The organism is Janthinobacterium sp. TND4EL3 (assembly GCF_900156175.1).
In the GTDB taxonomy this organism is placed as follows: domain Bacteria; phylum Pseudomonadota; class Gammaproteobacteria; order Burkholderiales; family Burkholderiaceae_D; genus Janthinobacterium.
In genome coordinates this window covers 151489-171814 of record NZ_FTMV01000003.1, presented here as the reverse complement: position 1 = coordinate 171814, position 20326 = coordinate 151489, and the positions used below count along the sequence as shown (strand labels likewise).

At 64.1% G+C, this 20326-nt stretch carries 19 protein-coding genes; 7 read left to right on the top strand and 12 right to left on the bottom strand.

Annotated elements, in window-relative coordinates:
* Nucleotides 1–124: 124 nt before the first annotated feature.
* The 3 genes from BXA07_RS06705 to BXA07_RS06695 all read right to left on the bottom strand — a co-directional run bounded on the left by BXA07_RS06705 (nucleotide 125) and on the right by BXA07_RS06695 (nucleotide 3190).
* The gene (locus BXA07_RS06705; protein WP_076566762.1) at nucleotides 125–682 is read right to left on the bottom strand and encodes an NADPH-dependent FMN reductase; all 558 of its coding nucleotides are present in this window, start codon (nucleotides 680–682) and stop codon (nucleotides 125–127) included.
* A gap of 86 nt (nucleotides 683–768) precedes the next feature.
* Nucleotides 769–1887: an alanine racemase gene (gene alr, locus BXA07_RS06700; protein WP_244556208.1), complete on the bottom strand. Its 1119-nt coding sequence runs from the start codon at nucleotides 1885–1887 to the stop codon at nucleotides 769–771.
* A 13-nt stretch (nucleotides 1888–1900) separates the two neighbouring features.
* Nucleotides 1901–3190: a D-amino acid dehydrogenase gene (locus BXA07_RS06695; protein WP_076566758.1), complete on the bottom strand. Its 1290-nt coding sequence runs from the start codon at nucleotides 3188–3190 to the stop codon at nucleotides 1901–1903.
* Nucleotides 3191–3295: 105 nt separating this feature from the next.
* Between BXA07_RS06695 and BXA07_RS06690 the strand changes: the two genes are divergently transcribed.
* The 5 genes from BXA07_RS06690 (at nucleotide 3296) to BXA07_RS06670 (ending at nucleotide 8640) form a co-directional block, all read left to right on the top strand.
* A complete protein-coding gene (locus BXA07_RS06690; protein ID WP_070222192.1) occupies nucleotides 3296–3796 on the top strand; it encodes an Lrp/AsnC ligand binding domain-containing protein in 501 nt (166 codons plus the stop codon).
* A 148-nt stretch (nucleotides 3797–3944) separates the two neighbouring features.
* Entirely contained in the window at nucleotides 3945–4292 is a 348-nt protein-coding gene (locus BXA07_RS06685; RefSeq protein ID WP_076566756.1) for a hypothetical protein, read from the top strand.
* Between the two features lie 79 nt (nucleotides 4293–4371).
* Entirely contained in the window at nucleotides 4372–5217 is an 846-nt protein-coding gene (locus BXA07_RS06680; RefSeq protein ID WP_076566753.1) for a tetratricopeptide repeat protein, read from the top strand.
* A gap of 316 nt (nucleotides 5218–5533) precedes the next feature.
* Nucleotides 5534–7255 (top strand): methyl-accepting chemotaxis protein, encoded by a 1722-nt coding sequence (locus BXA07_RS06675; protein WP_076566751.1) that lies wholly within the window; start codon nucleotides 5534–5536, stop codon nucleotides 7253–7255.
* Between the two features lie 2 nt (nucleotides 7256–7257).
* On the top strand, nucleotides 7258–8640 hold the full coding sequence (locus BXA07_RS06670; protein ID WP_076566749.1) for a chemotaxis protein CheW: 1383 nt from the start codon (nucleotides 7258–7260) through the stop codon (nucleotides 8638–8640).
* A gap of 2 nt (nucleotides 8641–8642) precedes the next feature.
* On the opposite strand, the gene BXA07_RS06665 is transcribed toward BXA07_RS06670, so the two are convergent.
* Nucleotides 8643–9632: a GlxA family transcriptional regulator gene (locus BXA07_RS06665; protein ID WP_076566747.1), complete on the bottom strand. Its 990-nt coding sequence runs from the start codon at nucleotides 9630–9632 to the stop codon at nucleotides 8643–8645.
* 112 nt (nucleotides 9633–9744) lie between these two features.
* Here BXA07_RS06665 and BXA07_RS06660 point away from each other — a divergent pair, with 112 nt between their 5' ends.
* Nucleotides 9745–10383, top strand: coding sequence for a cysteine hydrolase family protein (locus BXA07_RS06660; RefSeq protein ID WP_076566746.1), 639 nt, complete (start codon nucleotides 9745–9747; stop codon nucleotides 10381–10383).
* A gap of 54 nt (nucleotides 10384–10437) precedes the next feature.
* A complete protein-coding gene (locus BXA07_RS06655; RefSeq protein ID WP_076566744.1) occupies nucleotides 10438–10998 on the top strand; it encodes a YdcF family protein in 561 nt (186 codons plus the stop codon).
* Between the two features lie 10 nt (nucleotides 10999–11008).
* Here BXA07_RS06655 and glpK read toward each other — a convergent pair whose 3' ends face one another.
* The 8 genes from glpK to glpD form a co-directional block, all read right to left on the bottom strand.
* Nucleotides 11009–12502: a glycerol kinase GlpK gene (gene glpK, locus BXA07_RS06650; RefSeq protein WP_076566743.1), complete on the bottom strand. Its 1494-nt coding sequence runs from the start codon at nucleotides 12500–12502 to the stop codon at nucleotides 11009–11011.
* 81 nt (nucleotides 12503–12583) lie between these two features.
* The gene (locus BXA07_RS06645) at nucleotides 12584–14311 is read right to left on the bottom strand and encodes an ABC transporter substrate-binding protein (RefSeq protein WP_076566741.1); all 1728 of its coding nucleotides are present in this window, start codon (nucleotides 14309–14311) and stop codon (nucleotides 12584–12586) included.
* A gap of 71 nt (nucleotides 14312–14382) precedes the next feature.
* Nucleotides 14383–14688, bottom strand: a complete 306-nt coding sequence (locus BXA07_RS06640; RefSeq protein WP_244556207.1) for a DUF2160 domain-containing protein — start codon at nucleotides 14686–14688, stop codon at nucleotides 14383–14385.
* Nucleotide 14689: 1 nt separating this feature from the next.
* Nucleotides 14690–15496: a carbohydrate ABC transporter permease gene (locus tag BXA07_RS06635; protein WP_076566740.1), complete on the bottom strand. Its 807-nt coding sequence runs from the start codon at nucleotides 15494–15496 to the stop codon at nucleotides 14690–14692.
* The gene (locus BXA07_RS06630) at nucleotides 15493–16377 is read right to left on the bottom strand and encodes a carbohydrate ABC transporter permease (RefSeq protein ID WP_076566738.1); all 885 of its coding nucleotides are present in this window, start codon (nucleotides 16375–16377) and stop codon (nucleotides 15493–15495) included. Before BXA07_RS06630 ends, BXA07_RS06635 begins: the two co-directional genes overlap by 4 nt.
* Nucleotides 16377–17477 (bottom strand): ABC transporter ATP-binding protein, encoded by a 1101-nt coding sequence (locus BXA07_RS06625; RefSeq protein WP_076566737.1) that lies wholly within the window; start codon nucleotides 17475–17477, stop codon nucleotides 16377–16379. The genes BXA07_RS06630 and BXA07_RS06625 overlap by 1 nt, the downstream gene beginning before the upstream one ends.
* A gap of 1 nt (nucleotide 17478) precedes the next feature.
* Nucleotides 17479–18573 (bottom strand): ABC transporter ATP-binding protein, encoded by a 1095-nt coding sequence (locus BXA07_RS06620; RefSeq protein ID WP_076566735.1) that lies wholly within the window; start codon nucleotides 18571–18573, stop codon nucleotides 17479–17481.
* 75 nt (nucleotides 18574–18648) lie between these two features.
* Entirely contained in the window at nucleotides 18649–20208 is a 1560-nt protein-coding gene (glpD, locus tag BXA07_RS06615; RefSeq protein WP_076566734.1) for a glycerol-3-phosphate dehydrogenase, read from the bottom strand.
* Between the last annotated feature and the right edge of the window lie 118 nt (nucleotides 20209–20326).

The following is a 20326-nucleotide window of genomic DNA, read 5'->3' as shown; positions in this document are numbered from 1 at the left end:
AAGGGACGGGGCAGCGGGGGATTGCGCCTGAAAAAACGCCCATTATACATGTCCATACAGCAACAAAGTGCCATATACAACTGTTTATTACCCCATTCCTTCCCGCCGGACAAGCCTACGCCATTCAGGCATGCACGGCGTGCTTGCGCACCCAGTCCGCATAGCGCTGCATCCAGCCCTGGAAGAAACCGAGGCTGGCCGGGCCGATGCCGCCGTGCTCGTCGAACAGGCCATCCTTGGCCTGAATGAACATTTCAGGCTGGCCCAGCAGCGGCACGTCCAGGTAGGCCAGCACATTGCGCAGATGCTGCTGCGCCAGGGCCGTGCCCGTGGCACCGACGGAGACGCCCAGCACGGCACCCGGCTTGCCGCCCCACACGCTCTGGCCATACGGGCGCGAACCGTGGTCGAGGGCGTTCTTCAGCACGCCGGGGATAGAACGGTTGTATTCGGGAGTCAGGAAGAGCAAGGCTTGCGAGGCGGCGATGTCCGATTTCAGGCGCAGCACCTGTTCGGCCTGCGCGCCATCGTCATCCTGGTTGTACAGCGGCAAGTCGCCGATTTCAATGTGCTTGAAGGAAAACTCGGGCGGCGCCAGCTTGATGATGGCGTCGGCCAGCTTGCGGTTGAAGGAATCCTTGCGCAGGCTGCCGACGATGATTGCGACTTGATATTGGCTCATATAAATCCCCGATGATGGTAAAAAAATAGCCCTGGAGTGAAGTTCACTCCGGGGCTATCTTGCCACACAATCATCGGTTTCGCGCGCTAGCGTGCCGACTGCGCCAGGCCTTGATACTCGCGGTAATAGCGCCCGCCCAGGTTGGTCAGCACCTCATAGCCGATGGTATTGGCCATGGCCGCCACGGCGTCGACCGGGTGTTCGGCGCAGATCAGGTCGACCAGGCTGCCCGGCGCGACGCGTTCCTGCGCGATGGCGCTCACGTCCAGGGTGATGGAATCCATCGAGATGGCGCCGATCTGCGGCACTTTGACGCCGTCGACGATGGCCAGGCCCTGGTTGCTCATGCTGCGCAGCCAGCCATCGGCATAGCCGACGGAAACCGTGGCCACCTGGCGCGGTTCGCTGGCCGTGTAGCGGCGGCTGTAGCCCACATGGTCGCCGGCGACAATCGTGCGCGTCTGCAAGACCTTGCCCTGCAGCCGCACCACGGAGCGCAGCGGATTCGGCTCGCCGCCCTGCGGCCCGATGCCGTACAGGGCCGCGCCGGGGCGCACCAGGTCGAAATGGTAATCGGGCGACAAAAAGATGCCCGAGGAATTGGCCAGGCTGGCGCGGTATTGCGGCAAACGGGCGCGGATGGCGGTGAAACGGGCCAGCTGCTCGCCATTCATCGGGTTGGCGCGCTCGTCGGCGCAAGCCAGGTGGCTCATGATGTAGCGCACCTTGATGCCGTCAAGAAAGTGCGGGTCTTGCAGCCAGGCGTCGATTTCCTGCGGCGACAAGCCCATGCGCGACATGCCCGTGTCCACCTGCACGATGGCGTCCAGCGTGGTGCCCAGCGCCTTGGCGTGCCGGCGCCAGCCTGCCACCTGCGGCTCGCTGTTGAGCACGGGCGTCAGGCCGTGGGCCGTGAATTCGCCTTCCGTATCGACGGGCGGGCCGTGCAGCACGAAGATGGCCGCGTCCGGCGCCACGTGCGGGCGCAGGCTGATGCCCTCTTCCAGGTGGGCCACGAAGAAATGGCGGCAACCCTCTTCATACAGGGCCGCGCCCACTTGCGCGGCGCCCAGGCCATACGCGTCGGACTTGACGACGGCGGAACAGGCGGCCGGGTGCGCCTTGTCGCGCAACAGGCGGTAGTTGGCGCGCACGGCATCGAGGTCCACCGTCAGGATGGCGCCGCTACGTTCCTTTGGAGGCATGCTTCCCGCCATCTCAGGCTCCCGCGTATTGCAGTTTGCCGCCGCGCTGCGCGCCGCTGTAGCGGCTGACGGACAGGTCGTCGGCCAGGATGGCCGGCTTTTTCGACGACATCAGGTCGGCCAGCAATTGCGCCGATCCGCAGGACATGGTCCAGCCCAGGGTGCCATGGCCCGTGTTGAGGAACAGGTTGCGCAGCGGCGTGCGGCCGACGATCGGCGTGCCGTCCGGCGTCATCGGGCGCAAGCCCGTCCAGAACGTCGCTTCGGCCGTGTTGCCGCCGCCGGGGAACAGGTCGTTGACGACCATTTCCAGCGTTTCGCGGCGGCGCGGGTTCAGGTTCAGGTTGTAGCCGGCGATTTCCGCCATGCCGCCCACGCGGATGCGGTCGTCGAAACGGGTCACGGCGATCTTGTAGGTTTCATCGAGGATGGTCGACACGGGCGCCTTGGCCGCGTTGACGATGGGCACGGTGATCGAATAGCCCTTCAATGGATACACGGGGATGTCGAGCAGCGGCTTCATGAAGCCCGTCGAGTAGGAACCGAGCGCCACGACATAGGAATCGGCCTTGACGATTTCCGCGCCGCATTGCACGCCGGCAATTTCATCGCCCTGCGTCAGCAAGGCATCGATCGCCACGCCATAGCGGAACTTCACGCCCAGCGCCACGGCCATTTCGGACAGGCGCGTGGTAAACAGCTGGCAATCGCCCGTTTCATCGTTGGGCAGGCGCAGGCCGCCGAACAGCTTGTCCTTGACGGCTTCCAGGGCCGGCTCGGCGCGCGACAGCTCATCGCGCTGCAGCACTTCGTACGGCACGCCGGCATCCTTGAGCACTTCGATATCCTTGGCGGCGTCGTTGTATTGCTTTTCGGTGCGGAACAATTGCATCGTGCCTTGCTGGCGGCCTTCATAGGTGATGCCCGCCTCGGCGCGCAAGACCTTGAAGCAGTCGCGGCTGTATTCGGCCAGGCGCACCATGCGCTCCTTGTTCACGGCGTAGGCTTCCGGTGTGCAATTACGCAACATCTGCCACATCCATTTGAGCTGGGCGGCGCTGCCGTCGAGCGAGATGGCCAGCGGCGCGTGACGCTGCATCATCCACTTCACGGCTTTCAGGGGAATGCCGGGCGCCGCCCACGGCGAAGCGTAGCCGGGCGAGATCTGCCCCGCATTGGCGAAGCTGGTTTCCAGTGCCGGGCCGGGCTGGCGGTCGATGACGGTCACTTCATGTCCTGCCTTGGCCAGATAGTAAGCACTGGTGACGCCGATAACGCCGCTACCCAGAATCACGATACGCATAGTTTCCTCATTATATTTTTTAGGCTATTGCCAGATTTACCGCTATGATATTGGGAATGACCCAGTATTTGTTCACGTATAAATCGAGAATTTCAGCAATAAATCATGAGAATACTTAAAGAATCGGCACGCGGACTGGATAAGCTGGACCGTCACATCCTGCGCATCCTGCAACAGGATGGCCGCATCTCGATGAAAGACCTGGGCGAACAGGTGGGCCTGTCCATCACGCCCTGCATCGAGCGTGTCAAGCGCATGGAGCGCGACGGCGTCATCACGGGCTACCACGCCAAGGTGAACCCGGCCGCGCTGGGCGCCAAGCTGCTCGTCTTTGTAGAGATTACGCTGAATCAGAAATCCGCGTCAGCCTTTGAGCAATTCCGCCGCGAAGTGTTGCAAATTCCCGAAGTGCAGGAATGCCACCTGGTGTCGGGCGACTTCGATTACCTGATCAAGGCGCGCATCCATGAGATGGCCGAATACCGCAAGCTGCTGGGTGACATGCTGCTGCAGCTGCCCGGCGCGGCCCAGTCGAAAAGCTATGTGGTGATGGAAGAAATCAAGGAAACCCTGGCGCTCTCGACCGACGTGCTGCAGAACCGCTAAAAGTACCGCCAGCCGGTACTGGCAGCATCGAAATATGAGACTTTGTATAATCCGGTAGCACATTGCCTGGTTCGCAAGCACACTCCAGTCCTGACATCACGCCCGTCCCCTCTGAGATTGGAAGCAGTGATGCACACCGGGAGTCCCTATGAACACATTGATCAAACTGACAGCTTCCTGCCTCGCGGGCCTGGCCGTGGCCATGTGCACCGCCAGTGAGTACAAGGTCAACCGCGCGCCCGACAACGGCGCCATCTATCAGAACATCAAGGTGGGCAAGACCACCCGCCTCGACCTCGACGCGGCCCTGGGCAACGCCACCGTCGTCAGCTTCGATCCCGGCTATGAAGTCTGGGTCTACAAGAACCAGCTGCAAGCGCCCAAGGTGACGCGGCTGATCCCCCTGCTGGGCGAAAAAGGCACGCGCGAAGTGGCCGTCATGTTCGACCAGGCGGGTGTCGTGAAGAAATTCCGCATCCACGAGCCGCGCAAGTAGGTCGCGCAGGCAAGCCATGGGGGCGCGCCCGCCGCGTCCCCTTGCTCTACACTGGCGTTTTATACTCCGGTGCCCCCCCATGCAACTACCCGCAAGCGTCGCCCGCATTTCGGCGGATCAAGACTGGCAACACACGACAGCGTATCCACCGCTCGGCTTCACCCCGTTCGCCGAAGGGGCGCTGGGCAATGGCGACACCTTCGGCCTGTACTGGCCCATCGGCCGCGAAGCGGACGAACCCATCGTCGTCGAGACCTGGCACGACGAGTGGCGCATCCAGCCGCACTTTTCCAGCCTGGCGGCGTTTCTGCAAGCCCATGCCGCTGCGGAAGACGAGTACGTCGCCACACCATCGCTGGCCGACGACCCCGCCTCGCCGCGCGCCGCCTATCTGGAAGCGAGGGAATGGATTGCGCAGCGCAAGCCGGACGCGGCCATCGCCCTGCTGGAAGCAGCACTGGCCATCGTGCCCGAATACACGGACGCGCTGGTGCTGCTGCATGGCCAGTACGTGCGCGCGGGAAGAATCGGGGAAGCCGCCAGGGTGGCCATCCAGGCCATCATATCGCCACCGTCGTTCGGCGGCCCGCCACTGAAGGCCCTGCAATGGCTGCGCATGCAGCCGGTGCCGGAGGGGGAACTCGACCCCATCTGGCGTGCCAGCGGGCAATTATCGCTGAACTTTGGGGGCAGCAAGGACAATGCGGACTACCCCGTGCTGCTGGCCGCCATCGCCACCTACCTGGAGCAAGGCAAGCACGTTGCCGCCTCGACCCTGATGCAGACGTATGCCGAACTGATGAGCGCGGAGACCGTGTCGTTTCAGGAACGCCATGCCTTCGATGCCACCGCCTTCATCGGGCGGCAAATCGCCGTCAGCGCAAAGCTCCCGCACGGCAGCCGCGCCCCGGCATGCCAAGAGTAGCGCAATTTATTTGATATATGTGACATATTTATTTTTTGCATTGCCGGTACACTTGTATCCACAAAGAAACACATCTCCCTCATTCGCTCTGAAAGAACAAGAAAACCGGGCATCTTGCTTGGAAAATCTCAAATATCATTTGACTAATTCATTGAATATTTGTTTAATTAGGCATATTTAAATTATTTGTTTCCGCGGATGCCCAAGCCGCATCCGCCATCCAGCGACATCGCTCGCCTGCCTGACCGACACGTGGCTCACACCGTCAAGTACCGTTGTGCCGGCGCGCGCCGGTCCGAGAACATTGGAGAATGCAATGAACCACCCGATCATGGACGCTGGCATCGCACGGCAAGGCATGGATGGCATGGGCCTGCTTGCAGCACTGGGCAAGCTGCAAGGGCTGATGCAATTCGACCTGCGCGGCTGCGTGAGCGACGCCAACGCGTTCGCGCTGGACCTGTTCGGCTACCAGCGCGACGAATTGCTGGGCCAGCCACATCAATTGCTATGCTTGGCCACGCGCGAACGGCAGCAGGAAGAACGGCAATTCTGGAGCCTGCTGGCCGAGGGCCAGTCGCAGGCGGGCGAATTTCGCCGCGTGGACAAGCAAGGACGGGAAGTGTGGATACAGGCCCGCTATGTGCCGCTGTCGCACGATGGCGGACAGCCCGACCATGTCATCGCGCTCATCGACGACATCACGGCCACTATGCACGCGCGCCAGGACTTTTCCGGCAAGATCCAGGCCATCGAACGGGTACAGGCCGTGATCGAATTCGATTTGCAGGGCCGCGTGCTGCGCGCCAATGACAACTTTCTGCGCACCTTCGGCTACCAGGAACAGGAATTGCTCGGCCGGCACCACCGCATGTTCTGCACCGAGGAAGATGTGCGGGCGAGCAGCTACCGGCAGTTATGGGAAGGCCTGGAGCGCGGGCAATTCCAGTCCGGCGAATTCCGCCGGCTGGACAAACTGGGCCGCGAAGTGTGGATACAGGCGTCCTACAACCCCATCCTGGATGTCGATGGCCGGCCGCTGAAAGTGATCAAGTTTGCCACCGACATCACGGCCGCCAAGCGCCTCAGCTCCGAAACGGCCGGCAAGATCGATGCCATCGCCCGTTCGCAGGCGGTGATCGAATTCGACATGCGGGGCACTATCCTGACGGCCAACAGCAATTTCCTGCGTGCCGTCGGCTACACGCTGGAAGAAGTGCAGGGCCAGCACCACAGCATGTTTTGCGACGACGCCCTGGTGCAGAGCGAAGGCTACCGCAACTTCTGGGCCGACCTGGGCGAAGGGAAGTTCAAGAGCGCCCGCTTCCACCGCTTCGCCAAGCATGGCGCCGCCATCTGGCTGCAAGCCACCTACAATCCCATCCTCGACACCAACGGCCGCGCCTTCAAGGTTGTCAAATTCGCCATGGACATCACGCAGCAGGTCGAGCGCGAACAGACCGTCAGCAGCCGCGTCGCCGGCATCGGCGACGTCATGCAGGAGCTGGCCGGCGCCATCGACAGCATCGGCCAGGGCGCCGCGCATGCGAACACCATCGCACAGCAAACGGAACAGCATGCCCGGCAGGGGCGCGTACTGCTCGGTCAGTCGATCGACTCCATCCTGGAAATCCAGAAATCGTCGCAGGACGTGCAGGAAATCGTCAGCACCATCAGCGATATTGCGATCCAGACCAACCTGCTGGCCTTCAATGCGGCCGTCGAGGCGGCCCGCGCCGGCGAACATGGCCGCGGTTTCGCCATCGTGGCCGATGAAGTGCGCAAACTGGCCGAAAAATCCGGCGATGCGGCGCGCAACATCGCGCGCCTGATCGACGCCACCATCGGCCGCGTCGATCAAAGCGGCACCCTGTCGGAACAGGTGCGCCTGTCCTTCGAACAGATCCGCGACTCCGTGCATAACACAACACAATCGATAGGCCAGATCGACCAGGCCACGGCCGCCCAGGTCGACTCCAGCAGGCATGTGGCGCAACTGCTGACGGACCTGCAGGCAACCGCCGCCGCAGGGCACTGAGCATGTCTGCCCCGGCACCGGCGGCGCAGGACTACGTGCAGGTGCGCATCGGCCTGCTGCAGGTGGGCATCGCGTCATTGCATGTGCGCCAGGCGCTGCCGCTACCGGCCGGCGTGCTGCCCATGCCGGGCGCAACAGGCGCCCTGGCAGGCGTGTTTTCGCACCTGGGCCAGGTGATACCCCTGATCGACTTGCGCGGCTGGCTCAACATGCCGGCCGACGCCCCCTGTGCCTACGTGCTGCTGCTGGCGGCGGAGGGCCGCCTGGCCGGCCTGGCGGTCGACGCCATCTGCAGCGTACGGAAAATCCATCCTGACCATATCGAGCAAGTGTGCCACGATGACGAGCCTGACCGTTTCTTCCGCCACGTCGCGCGTCACGCCGGCGGCGATGAGCTGCTGAACCTGCTGGAACCGCAGCGCCTGATGCTGCGGGCGCAAGCCTGGAGCCGGACGGCGGGCATGCAAACGGGGCTCGACGCGCGCCCGCGCGATGCGCAAGCGGGCGGCAGCGTGCCGCTGGCGCTGTTCGAGCTGGCGGGGCGCGTGCTGGCGCTGCCCGCGACGCTGGTCGCCGAGGTCCTGCCGTGCCCGCCGCTGGACACGGCATTCGGCTGGAATGGACAACTGGCCGGGGTGGCGCGCTGGCGCGGACGGCAAGTCTATGTGCTCAACGGCGCCGTGCTCGACGGCGCCGTGCCGGCACCGTCCGCGCCGCCGCCCCTGCTGGCCGTGCTGGAACGCGACGGCCTTTGCCTGGGGCTGCGGGTCGACAAGACACTGGCCGTGCGCGATACCGATAGCAGCCTCATCCTGCACGGAAGCGACGGGCCATGCGCTCACGCGCTGGTGGCGGCCACGATCACGGCGGCGTCCGGCCCGCCGCAACTGGTGCTCGACGACGCGGCCTTGCTGGCCCTGTGCCCGCAGGCGTCGCAGGCTACGGGCGACCAGGCGCCGGCGCACGACGAGCGCAGCGGCGACGCCTACATCATCTGCGATGCGGGCGAGGAACTGGCCTTGCCGATGAGCGCCATCGTCACCATCCTGCCCCTGCCTGCCGACATGCAGGCGCCCGCTTCCGACGGCATGGCCGCGCCCGGCGGCAGCTGCACCTGGCAGGGACGCACGCTGCCGCTGTTCGCGCTCGGCCCGCAGGGTGCGCCAACGGCGCGCATCGTCGTCATCGAGCATGCGGCGCGGCATGTTGGATTGCTGGTACGCAATCTCATCACCCTGGTGCCCGCCTACGCGGCGACAAAATCACGCTTCCGCCAGTTTGGCGGGCCGCCGCTGACGATGATTACGCTCGACTCGGCGGAACGGGCCAGCAGTTACCGGCTGCTCGAAGCGGCGGAAGTGGCGGCGGCAGGCCATGCGCCTTGATGTCAGCGCGCCGCGCACGCCTGTTTCTCGCGGAACAGCTTGCGGTAGGCCGACGGCGACGTCTGCAAGCTGGCCCGGAAATGCTGGCGCAGCGACAGGGCCGTGCCGAAACCGGCTTCTTGCGCCACGACATCGATCGAGGCCGCGCTTTTTTCCAGCAGGCTTTGCGCATGCGCAAGACGCTGGTTCAGCAGCCATTGCTTGAACGACGTGCCCGTCGCCTGGCGGAAGTGGCGCGTGAAATTGCGCCGGCTCATGGCGGCCCGTTCGGCCAGCGCATCGATACTGTGCACCTGGCCCAGGCTGGCCGTCACGCAGGCGAGCACCTCGGCAAAGCGCCCTTCGCTGCCGGACACGGGTAGCGGGCGCGCGATGAACTGCGCCTGCCCGCCCTGGCGGTGCGGCGCCACCAGCAGCCGGCGCGCCACCCGGTTGGCCACCTCGGCGCCCGCCAGCTGGCGCAGCAGATACAAACAGCAATCGAGGCCGGCCGCCACGCCGGCCGACGTCAGCACGGCGCCATCGTCCACGTACAGCACTTCCCGGTCCACCCTGACCCTGGGATAGCGGGCCGCCAGCCGGTCCGCCATGCCCCAGTGCGTGGCGGCGCTCTTGCCATCCAATAAGCCTGCCTGCGCCAGCGGAAACGCGCCCAGGCACAGGCCCACCATGCGCGCGCCGCGCCCGCTGGCCGCCTGCAGCGCCGCGACCAGTGATGGCGCCGCGTCGCGGCAATCGTCGTGCCAGGCAGGCATGATGACGATGTCGGCGCCGTCCAGTCCTTCCAGGCCGAACTCGGGCGTGATGCCGAAGCCGGCCGCCGTGCGCAAGGGCGCGGGATCGGCGGCGCACACGCGCACGTGGAAAGACGGCAGATCGGCCTCGTCCGTCTGGGCGCCAAACACGAGGCAAGGCACGGACAGGTGAAATGGCGTCATGCCGTCGAAGGCGATCACGGCGATGGTCAGGGGAGCGGCAGATGGAATAGACATGGCCCGATTTTATCGCATATGGGCCTTCGGGCCACTTCTTGTTTGCTGCGCGCCGCTTGAAAATGGCGGTATCGGGGAAGTCCTTCCTCTTTCAACCATTCAGGAGTCAAGCATGTCCACCACTACCGCACCGCGCCGCGCCCTGCTCGTCATCGACGTGCAAAACGAATACTTCACGGGCGACATGCCGATCGAATACCCGTCCGTCGATCTTTCCCTGCCGAACATCGTCACCGCCATGGCCGCCGCCCGCGCCGCCGGCGTGCCCGTCATCGTCGTCCAGCACGATGCGCCGGAAGCTTCTCCCATCTTCGCCAAGGGCAGCGACGGCTGGCAGCTGCATCCGCAAGTGGCGTCCTTTGCCGCCGACCACCGCATCAACAAGAGCATGGGCAGCGCGTTTGCGGGCACGGACTTGCGCGCCTGGCTGGAGCGCCACGGCATCGACACATTGACGGTAACGGGTTACATGACGCACAACTGCGACGCGGCCACCATCTACCAGGCCGCGCACGACGGCTTGCAAGTCGAGTTCCTGCACGACGCCACGGGCACCCTGCCCTACGCCAATGCGGGCGGCACGGCCAGCGCCGAGGAAATCCACCGCGTCTTTTGCACCGTGTTCCACTCGAATTTCGCCGCCGTCGCCAGCACGCAGGATTGGCTCGATGCCGTGCGCGCAGGCAAGCCGCTGGACAAGGATAATATTTATCTGTCGAACCAGCGCGCGAGAAAAGCGCAGGCGAACTGACGCCGGCGGGAATGGCCGGGTATCATGCGTCCATTCCCTACTTGATGATGAACGATGCGAAAAGTAACTGTGCTGGGCTTGACGACTGCTGGTGTTTTCCTGCTGGCCACCGCGGCCCTGGTGCTGGCGGGCCTGAACGACAAGCTGGCGCCCGCCGACGTGATCGTCGTGCCCGGCAACACGATCATGCCCGACGGCACGCCCAGCCCCCGCCTGCAGGCGCGGCTCGACGTGGCGCTGGCGCAATTCCAGGCCGGCCGGGCGCCGCGCATCCTCGTCAGCGGCGCGACGGGCAAGGAAGGTTTCGACGAGGCCGCGGCTATGGGCCGCTACCTGCAATCGCGCGGCGTGCCGGCCCGCGCCATTGTTGAGGATAATCAAGGCTGGACCACGGACGCCACGGCCCGCAACGCAGCGCTTCTCATGCGCGCGCACGGCTGGAAGTCAGCCATGGTGGCCACGCAATATTTTCACGTGCCCCGCTTCCGGCTGGCACTGGAGCGCAGCGGCATCGCCGTCAGCGGCCAGGTGCACGCGCCGTATGTCGAGTGGCGCGACCTGTATTCCGTGCCGCGCGAAACCGTCGGCTATGCCGTGTATTTCATGCGGCCCTGACCACGCGCTTTTATTCGCTCCAGTCGCGCGACCGCTCCACCGCCCGCTGCCACTTGTGCAGCCGGCTCAGGCGCTCCTCGGCCGCCATCTTTGGCTCGAAGCGGCGTCCCACCTGCCACTGGGCGGCGATCTCGTCCTGCGAGGCCCAGAAACCGACGGCCAGGCCCGCCAGGTAGGCGGCGCCCAGGGCCGTCGTTTCCGTCACCACGGGGCGCACCACGGGCACATTGAGGATGTCGGCCTGGAACTGCATCAGCATGTCGTTGCGGGCCGCGCCGCCGTCCACGCGCAACTCGGATAGCGCAATGCCCGCATCGTCCTGCATGGCCGACAGCACGTCGACGTTCTGGTACGCCACGCCTTCGAGCGCCGCGCGCGCGATGTGCGCCTTGCCCGTGCCGCGCGTGATGCCGATCAGGGTGCCCCGTGCATACGGGTCCCAGTACGGCGCGCCGAGCCCCGCGAACGCGGGCACGAAGACGAGGCCGCCCGAATCGGGCACGCTGGTGGCCAGCGCTTCCACTTCGGACGAGTCACGGATGATGCCGATGCCGTCGCGCATCCATTGCACGGCCGCGCCCGCAATAAAGGCGCTGCCTTCGAGCAGATAATCGGTTTGATTTGCATCAGGGCCCAGGCTCCAGCCCACCGTCGTCAGCAGCCGGTTTTTCGAGGGCAAGGGGCGCTTGCCCACGTTCATCAGCATGAAGCAGCCGGTGCCGTAGGTATTCTTCGCCATGCCCGGTTTCAAACAGGCCTGGCCGAACGTGGCGGCCTGCTGGTCGCCCGCGATGCCGGCGATCGGCACGGCCACGCCCAGCAAGTCAACGTAGGTGTGCGCGGCCACGCCGCTCGATGGCACGACGTCGGGCAGCAGCGAGGCGGGAATATCGAGCAGCGCCAGCAGATCCGTGTCCCATTGCAGGGTGTGGATATTGAACAGCATGGTGCGCGCCGCGTTGCTCGTGTCCGTCAAGTGGGCGCCGCTCATCTTGTAGATCAGCCAGCTGTCCACGGTGCCGAAGGCCAGCTCGCCCCGCTCGGCGCGCGCGCGGGCGCCGGCCACGTTGTCGAGCAGCCATTTCAATTTAGTTGCGGAAAAATACGCATCGAGCACGAGACCCGTCTTGCGCTGGATCACGTCCGCCTTGCCCTGCTCGACCAGCTGTTCGCAGAACGCGGCATTGCGGCGGTCTTGCCAGACGATGGCGTTGGCGACGGGCTCGCCCGTGGCGCGGTCCCACAGCACCGTCGTTTCGCGCTGGTTGGTCACGCCGATGGCGGCCACGTCGGAGGCCGCCACGCCGCTGTCGCGCAGCACCTGCCGCAGCACGCCTTCCTGCGAAGCCCAGATGTCGTTCGCGTCATGCTCGACCCAGCCCGGCTGGGGGAAAATCTGGCGAAATTCGCGCTGCGCGCTGGCGTGCGGCCGGCCCGCATGGTCGAACAGGATGGCGCGCGAACTGGTGGTGCCCTGGTCTAAAGCAAGTATGTATTTGGTCATGGTCGCTACTACGTCTTTACAGTGAAAGGGGCACGGGCAAAGGCCCGTGCCCCGGGAAAGCGGCGGCAGAAGTTTACACGACTACCTTACCTTGCCTTCTTTCCAAGCCTGCAATAATTTATCGTAGGCAATCGTTTCACCCTTCGGCTTTTCATTGGCCAGCTTTTTCCACGGCGCGTGCTGGTCCGACAGGTACTGGTTCGGGTCGCCTTTCGGATTGAGCTTGGGCGCGCACGCCTTCATGCCGGCCCGCTGCAGGCGCGCCATGACCTGGTCCATTTCCTCGGCCAGGTTATCCATGGCGGCCTGCGGCGTTTTTTCCGCCGTGATGGCCGTGGCCACGTTCTTCCACCACAGCTGGGCCAGCTTCGGATAGTCGGGCACGTTGTTGCCGGTCGGCGTCCACGCCACGCGGGCGGGGCTGCGGTAGAACTCGATCAAGCCGCCGTATTCGTTCGCGTGCTTGGTAAAATAATCGTGGCGGATGTCGGAATCGCGGATGAAGGTCAGGCCGACGATGGATTTCTTCAGCGACACGGTTTTCGACGTAACGAATTGGGCGTACAGCCAGGCTGCCGCCTTGCGGTCATCGGGCGTGGACTTGAACAGGAACCAGGAACCCACATCCTGGTAGCCGTTCTGCATGCCCTCTTTCCAGTACGGGCCGTGCGGCGACGGCGCCATGCGCCATTTCGGCGTGCCGTCCTTATTCACCACTGGCAAGCCCGGTTTCGTCATGCCGGCGGTAAATGCCGTGTACCAGAAGATTTGCTGGGCGATTTCGCCCTGCGCCGGCACGGGGCCCGATTCCGAGAAATTCATGCCGTTCGCCTGCGGCGGGGCGTATTTCTTCATCCAGTCGATGTATTTCGTCAGCGCAAACACGGCCGCCGGCGAATTGGTGGCGCCGCCGCGCGACATCGACGCGCCCACGGGCGTGCACTTGTCGGCCGCCACCTTGATGCCCCACTCGTCGATGGGCAGGCCGTTCGGAATGCCCTTGTCGGCCGCGCCAGCCATCGACAGCCACGCATCGGTGAAGCGCCAGCCCAGCGACGGATCTTTCTTGCCGTAATCCATGTGGCCGTAGACTTTCTTGCCGTCCAGTTCCTTCACGTCATTCGTGAAGAAATCGGCGATGTCTTCATACGCGGACCAGTTTTGCGGCACGCCCAGCTCGTAGCCATACTTGGCCTTGAACTTGGCTTGCAAATCCTTGCGCGCGAACCAGTCGGCGCGGAACCAGTACAGGTTGGCGAATTGCTGGTCGGGCAACTGGTACACCTTGCCGTCCGGCGCCGTGGTAAAGCTGATGCCGATGAAATCCTTCAGATCGAGACCGGGATTCGTGAATTCCTTGCCCTTGGCGGCCATGTAGTCGGACAGCGGCTCCACGGCGCCATAGCGGTAATGGGTGCCGATCAGGTCGGAGTCGGAAATCCAGCCGTCATAGATGCTCTTGCCCGACTGCATCGACGTTTGCAGCTTTTCCACCACGTCGCCTTCCTGGATGATGTCGTGGCGCACCTTGATGCCCGTGATTTCCTCGAAAGCCTTGGCCAGGGTCTTCGATTCGTAGACGTGGGTGTCGATGGTTTCCGAGACCACGGAAATTTCCTTGATGCCCTTGGCTTTCAGCTTGGCCGCCGCATCGATGAACCATTTCATTTCAGCAAGCTGTTGCTGCTTGCTCAGGCTGGATGGCTGGAATTCCTTGTCGATCCAGGTTTGCGCCTGCTTGGCGTCGGCCAGGGCCGCGTTCGACACGAGCATGGCCGCAGCCGCGAAGACCGTGAACTTCAATTTCATCGTGAATCTCCTTTTATTTTATTGCCGGCCGCCTGCTGGCGGTACGGCCTCCATCAACACCGGCAAGCCGGTCATCCCCAACGCATTACCACTAATAAAATGACAAAACTGATGGCGGCGCCTATCGCCTGCTGCATTTCCGTGAATCCCGCCCAGGCCAGGTTCACGTAGGCCGCCGTGAGCAAGCCGATGAACAGGCGGTCGCCGCGCGTCGTCGGCATGGGCAAAAAGCCCTTGCGTGCTATGCTGGGCGAGCGGATTTGCCACACCGTCATGCCAGCCAGCATCAAGCCGATGCAGATAAAGAAGATGGCCACTTCCGGCGTCCACGCCATCCAGCCGAACAGGCTGGCCGTGCTATCGCTTGTATTTTCCATGTCACACCCTCCCCATCGCAAAACCCTTGGCTATGTAATGGCGCACGAACCAGATCACCAGTGCGCCGGGCACGATGGTCAGCACGCCGGCAGCGGCCAGCACGCCCCAGTCCATGCCGGCCGCCGAGACGGTGCGCGTCATGGTGGCGGCGATCGGCTTGGCATTGACGGAGGTCAAGGTACGCGCCAATAACAGTTCCACCCAGCTGAACATGAAGCAAAAGAACGCCGTCACGCCCACGCCCGACTTGATCATCGGCAAGAAGATGCGGAGGAAGAAGCGCGGGAAGCTGTAGCCGTCGATGTACGCCGTCTCGTCGATTTCCTTCGGCACGCCGGACATGAATCCTTCCAAAATCCACACGGCCAGCGGCACGTTGAAGACCATGTGCGCCAGCGCCACGGCCAGGTGCGTATCCATCAGGCCCACCGTCGAGTACAGCTGGAAGAAGGGCACGAGGAAGACGGCGGGCGGCGTCATGCGATTGGTCAACAACCAGAAGAACAAGTGTTTATCGCCGACAAAGTTATAGCGGGAAAACGCATACGCGGCCGGCAAGGCGACCGTGACCGACATGACCATGTTCAAGGCCACGTAAATCATGGAATTGATGTAGCCGCTGTACCAGGAACGGTCGGTAAAAATCGTGTGGTAGTTGGCGAACGTCCATTGCCGGGGCCACAGGCTCAAGACGCCGACGATTTCCTCGTTGGTCTTGAGCGACATATTGAGCATCCAGTAGATGGGCAACAGCGAGCCCAACAGGAAGACCACGAGGATGGCACTGCTCATTTTCTTGTGCATCATTTCTGGTCTCCCGTGCCGACGCGCTGCATCCACGTGTACAGCACAAAGCAGAACAGCAGGATGATGAGGAAATAGATCAGTGAGAAGGCGGAAGCCGGCCCCAGGTCGAACTGGCCCACGGCCTTTTGCGTCAGGTATTGCGACAAAAAGGTGGTGGCATTGCCCGGTCCGCCGCCCGTCAGCACGAACGGTTCCGTGTAGATCATGAAGCTGTCCATGAAGCGCAGCAAGACGGCGATCATCAGCACATTGCGCAGTTTCGGCAGCTGGATGTAGCGGAACACGGCCAGGCGCGAGGCGCCGTCGATGCGCGCCGCCTGGTAATACGCGTCGGGAATGGCGCGCAAGCCCGCATAGCACAGCAGCACGACCAGGGGCGTCCAGTGCCAGATATCCATCACCATCACCGTCAGCCAGGCGTCGAGCGAATTGCCGTTGTAGTTGTAGTCAAAACCCAGCTGGTTCAGGGTATAGCCCATCAGGCCGATGTCGCCGCGGCCAAAGATTTGCCAGATGGTGCCCACCACGTTCCAGGGAATGAGCAAGGGCAGCGCGATCAGCACCAGCGCCAGCGAGGCCTTCCAGCCATCGGCCGGCATGCACAGGGCGATCAGGATGCCGAGCGGAATCTGGATGGCCAGCACGGAGCCGGAAAACAGCAGCTGGCGCAGCAAGGCGCTGTGCAGGTCGCCGTCGAGCATGACCATGCGGAACCATTCGGTGCCCACGAAGACCTTTTGCGTGGGGCTCAGAATATCCTGCACGGAATAATTGACCACCGTCATCAGGGGCAGGATGGCGGAAAAGGCCACGCACAGCAGCACGGGCGCGATCAATAGCCAGGCGCGGCGGTTGTTATCGGTTTTACCGTTATGTATCATCAGGCCACCCGCTTATCGTTGACATAGAACAAGGTGCGTTGCGGCGGAAAACGCAGCCGCACGGCATCGCCCGCGACGGCATCGATGGCGCGCAGCTTGGCCGCCACCGTCGCGCCGCCCAGCTGGAATTCCGCCAGGTAATGCGTGCCCATGTTGCGCACGGCCGTCACCGTGGCGTCCAGGCAATGATCGCTGCCCGCGCCGCCCTCGCCCGCCCGCAGGCATTCGACGAATTCCGGCCGCACGCCCAGCGTGATTTTTCCTTGCGCGCCCGATAGCGCCGCGCGGGCGGCGGCGGACGCTGCCAGCGGCTGTCCCGCCACGCGCACGCCGCCATCGTCCAGGCTGCAATCGAGCAAGTTCATGCCCGGGTTGCCGATGAAATAGCCGACAAACGTGTGCTCGGGTTCCTCGAACAGCGCTTGCGCGCTGCCCGTCTGCACCACTTCGCCCTGCGTCATGACGACCACCTGGTCGGCAAAGGTCAAGGCTTCCACCTGGTCGTGCGTGACGTAGATCAAGGACAATTTCAGTTCGTGGTGGATTTCCTTCAACTTTCTGCGCAACAGCCATTTCAAATGCGGATCGATCACCGTCAGCGGTTCGTCGAACAGCACGGCCGCCACGTCGGGGCGCACGAGCCCCCTTCCCAGCGAAATCTTTTGCTTGGCATCCACGGACAAGCCGCTGGCGCGCAATTTCAGGTCGCCCGTCAGCTCCAGCATCTGCGCCACCTGCTGCACGCGCTTTTTCACCTCGCTCTCTTTCCAGCCGCGATTACGCAGCGGAAACGCCAGGTTGTCGTGCACGGTCATGGTGTCGTAGATGACGGGAAACTGGAACACTTGCGCGATATTGCGTGCTTCCGTGGGCAGCTGCGTCACGTCCTTGCCGTCGAACAGCACCTTGCCATGCGACGGTTTCACGAGACCGGAGATGATATTGAGCAAGGTCGTCTTGCCGCAGCCGGATGGCCCCAGCAAGGCGTAGGCGCCGCCGTCGCGCCACTCCATGCTCATGGGCCGCAGCGCGTAGTCGGCGGGGGCCGCCGGGTTCGGTTTGTAGGCGTGGGCCAGGTCCACCAGTTCGATGCGCGCCATGTCACGCTCCTCCTTGCGCAGGAGCGAACACTAGCCCGCCATCGTCGCCAAAGATCAGCAAGTCATGCGGCTGGCAATACACGGTGCAGGCGCTGCCGATCTCCAGGTCGTGCACGCCGCCGAGCTGCGCCACCAGGGACAGCTCGCCCCGGCGCGCATGCACATAGGTTTCCGAGCCGCTGATTTCGGCCAGGTCCACCGTCGCGGCGATGGGCACGTCGCCGTCGGACTGCGGCGACAGGTGCAGGCTGTGCGCGCGCACGCCGAGGATCACGTCGCGCCGCTCACCGAGGCGGGCGCGCTGTGCGCCGCTCAGGTGGATGGCCAGGCCGTCGGCCGCCTGCGCCACGCCGTGACCATCCACGCGGGCGGGAATCAGGTTGATGGGCGGGTCGCTGAAGGTGCGCGCCACAGCGATGGAATGGGGCGCGTTGAAGACGTCCAGCGTCGGCCCCTGCTGCAGCAGCCGTCCCTCGTGCAGCACGGCCACGTGGCCGCCCAGCTGCAGCGCTTCCAGCGGTTCCGTGGTGGCGTACACGACCGTCGTGCTGCCGCTGGAAAACAGCTCCGTCAATTCGCGGCGCAATTCCTCGCGCAGCTTGTAATCGAGATTGACCAGGGGCTCGTCGAGCAGCAGCAAGGACGCATCCTTGATCAGCGCGCGCCCCAGCGCCGTGCGCTGCTGCTGCCCGCCGGACAACTCTCCGGGCGTGCGCTGCAGGTAGGGCGTGATGTGCAGGCGCTCGGCCAGCGCCAGCACTTTCGTCCGTATCTGTTCCTCGGGCACCTTGCGCAAGCGCAAGGGCGAGGCGATATTGTCGTAGACGGTGAAGGCCGGATAGTTGATGAATTGCTGGTACACCATGGCCAGGTTACGTTTGCTGACGGGCACGCCCGTCACGTCGATGCCGTCGGCCGTGACCGTGCCCCCGCTGGGCTTGTCCAGGCCCGCCATCACGCGCATCAGGGTCGTCTTGCCGGCACGCGTGGTGCCCAGCAAGACGTTGATGGCGCCCGGCACCAATGCCAGCGACATCGGATACAAAAAATCGTCAGCCCCCTGCTTCCTGCTGATCTTGTCCAGTACCAGTTGCACGCGCTTCTCCTCCAGTGATGTGTTCTTATTCTTCGCCGCGCCCTCTGCGGGGTGCGGTCGCCAGCACAATCTTTTCTACGGCAATACGGGATGCTGCAACAGCCAGGCGTCGAGCCTGCCCGCCGTCTCGCGCGGCAGGTGCAGGCCCAGCTTGGAGCGCCGCCACAGGATGTCGGCCGCGCTGACGGCCCATTCATGGCGCCGCAAATAGTCCACTTCCGCCGCGTACAGGCCGGCGGCGATTTCCTCGCCCATGGCCGCCACGTCCGCCCGCCCGGCCAGCAGCACATGGATGCGCGTGCCGTAGGCGCGCGCATAGCGCGCCACCAGCGATGCCGGCAGCCATGCATAGTCGCGCTGCAAGCCCTGCACGAACTGGCCGAACTCGCGCACGGACCGGTTCTGCGGCGCGCTGCCGAACACGTCGCCGCCGGGCAGGCAGGCATTGGCCGTCCAGGCCGGCCGCGCATTGCCCAGCACCGGCGCCAACACATCGAGCGCTTCCTCGGCCAGCTTGCGGAACGTGGTGATCTTGCCGCCGAAAATACTGAGCAGCGGCGCGCCTTCCCGGTCCAGTTCGAAGCGGTAATCGCGCGTGACGGCCTTGGCGTCGGCCGCCGCGTCTTCCACCAGCGGGCGCACGCCCGCATACGTCCACACCACGTCGGCTGGCACAATGGGCTTGCTGAAATAGTAACTGGAAAGCTCGCACAAGTAACGCACTTCCTCGTCGTCGATTTCCACCTTGCCAGTGTCGCCGTGGTAGTCGAGATCGGTGGTGCCGATCAGGGTGAAATCGTGCTCATACGGTATGGCAAACACGATGCGACCGTCCGGATGCTGGAAGATGTAGGCATGGTCATGCTCGAACAATCGCTTGACGACGATATGGCTGCCCTTGATCAGGCGCAAATGGCGGCGCGTTGCGGCGGGCGCCGCCTGCTGCAGGAATTCGGCCGTCCACGGCCCGGCCGCATTGACGACGCTGCGCGCGCGCACGGACAACTCCCGCCCGTCGGCTTGCAGCAGGGTGGCCTCCCAGCAAGCGTCCGCACCCGCGCCATCGCGCCGCAGGGCCGTGCAGCGCGTCTGCGTCAGGATGGTCGCGCCCTTGTCCGCCGCGTCGATGGCGTTCAGCACCACCAGGCGCGCATCGTCGACCCAGCCGTCGGAATACACGAAGCCGCGCTTGAACTGGGGTTTTAACGGTGTGCCGGCCGCGTGGCGCGCCAGGTCGATGCCGCTGGAGGCCGGCAGGATTTCCCGCTTTGCCAGCATGTCGTACAGAAACAGGCCGGCGCGTATCAGCCAGGCGGGGCGCTGGCCCTGGGCGTGCGGCATGACGAAGCGCAGCGGCCACATGATGTGCGGCGCCGAGCGCAGCAGCACTTCGCGCTCGATCAGCGCCTTGCGCACGAGGCCGAATTCATAGTATTCGAGGTAGCGCAGGCCGCCGTGTATCAGCTTGGTGGAGGCCGACGAGGTGTGGGCAGCCAGGTCGTCCTTTTCGCACAGCACCACGGACAAGCCCCGACCGGCCGCGTCGCGCGCGATGCCGGCGCCGTTGATGCCGCCGCCCACCACGAGCACGTCGCATGCCGTCTTTGTATCCACACCTTGCCGTGCTGCCGCCATCGGGCCTCCATCGCTGTCAAGCACCGGCGCCCCAGGAAAGACTAGGCATGGCCGGTGACTGTCGTTAAGATCAATACAGATGTCATTCGAATGCAATATGGATAAGATACGCCAGATT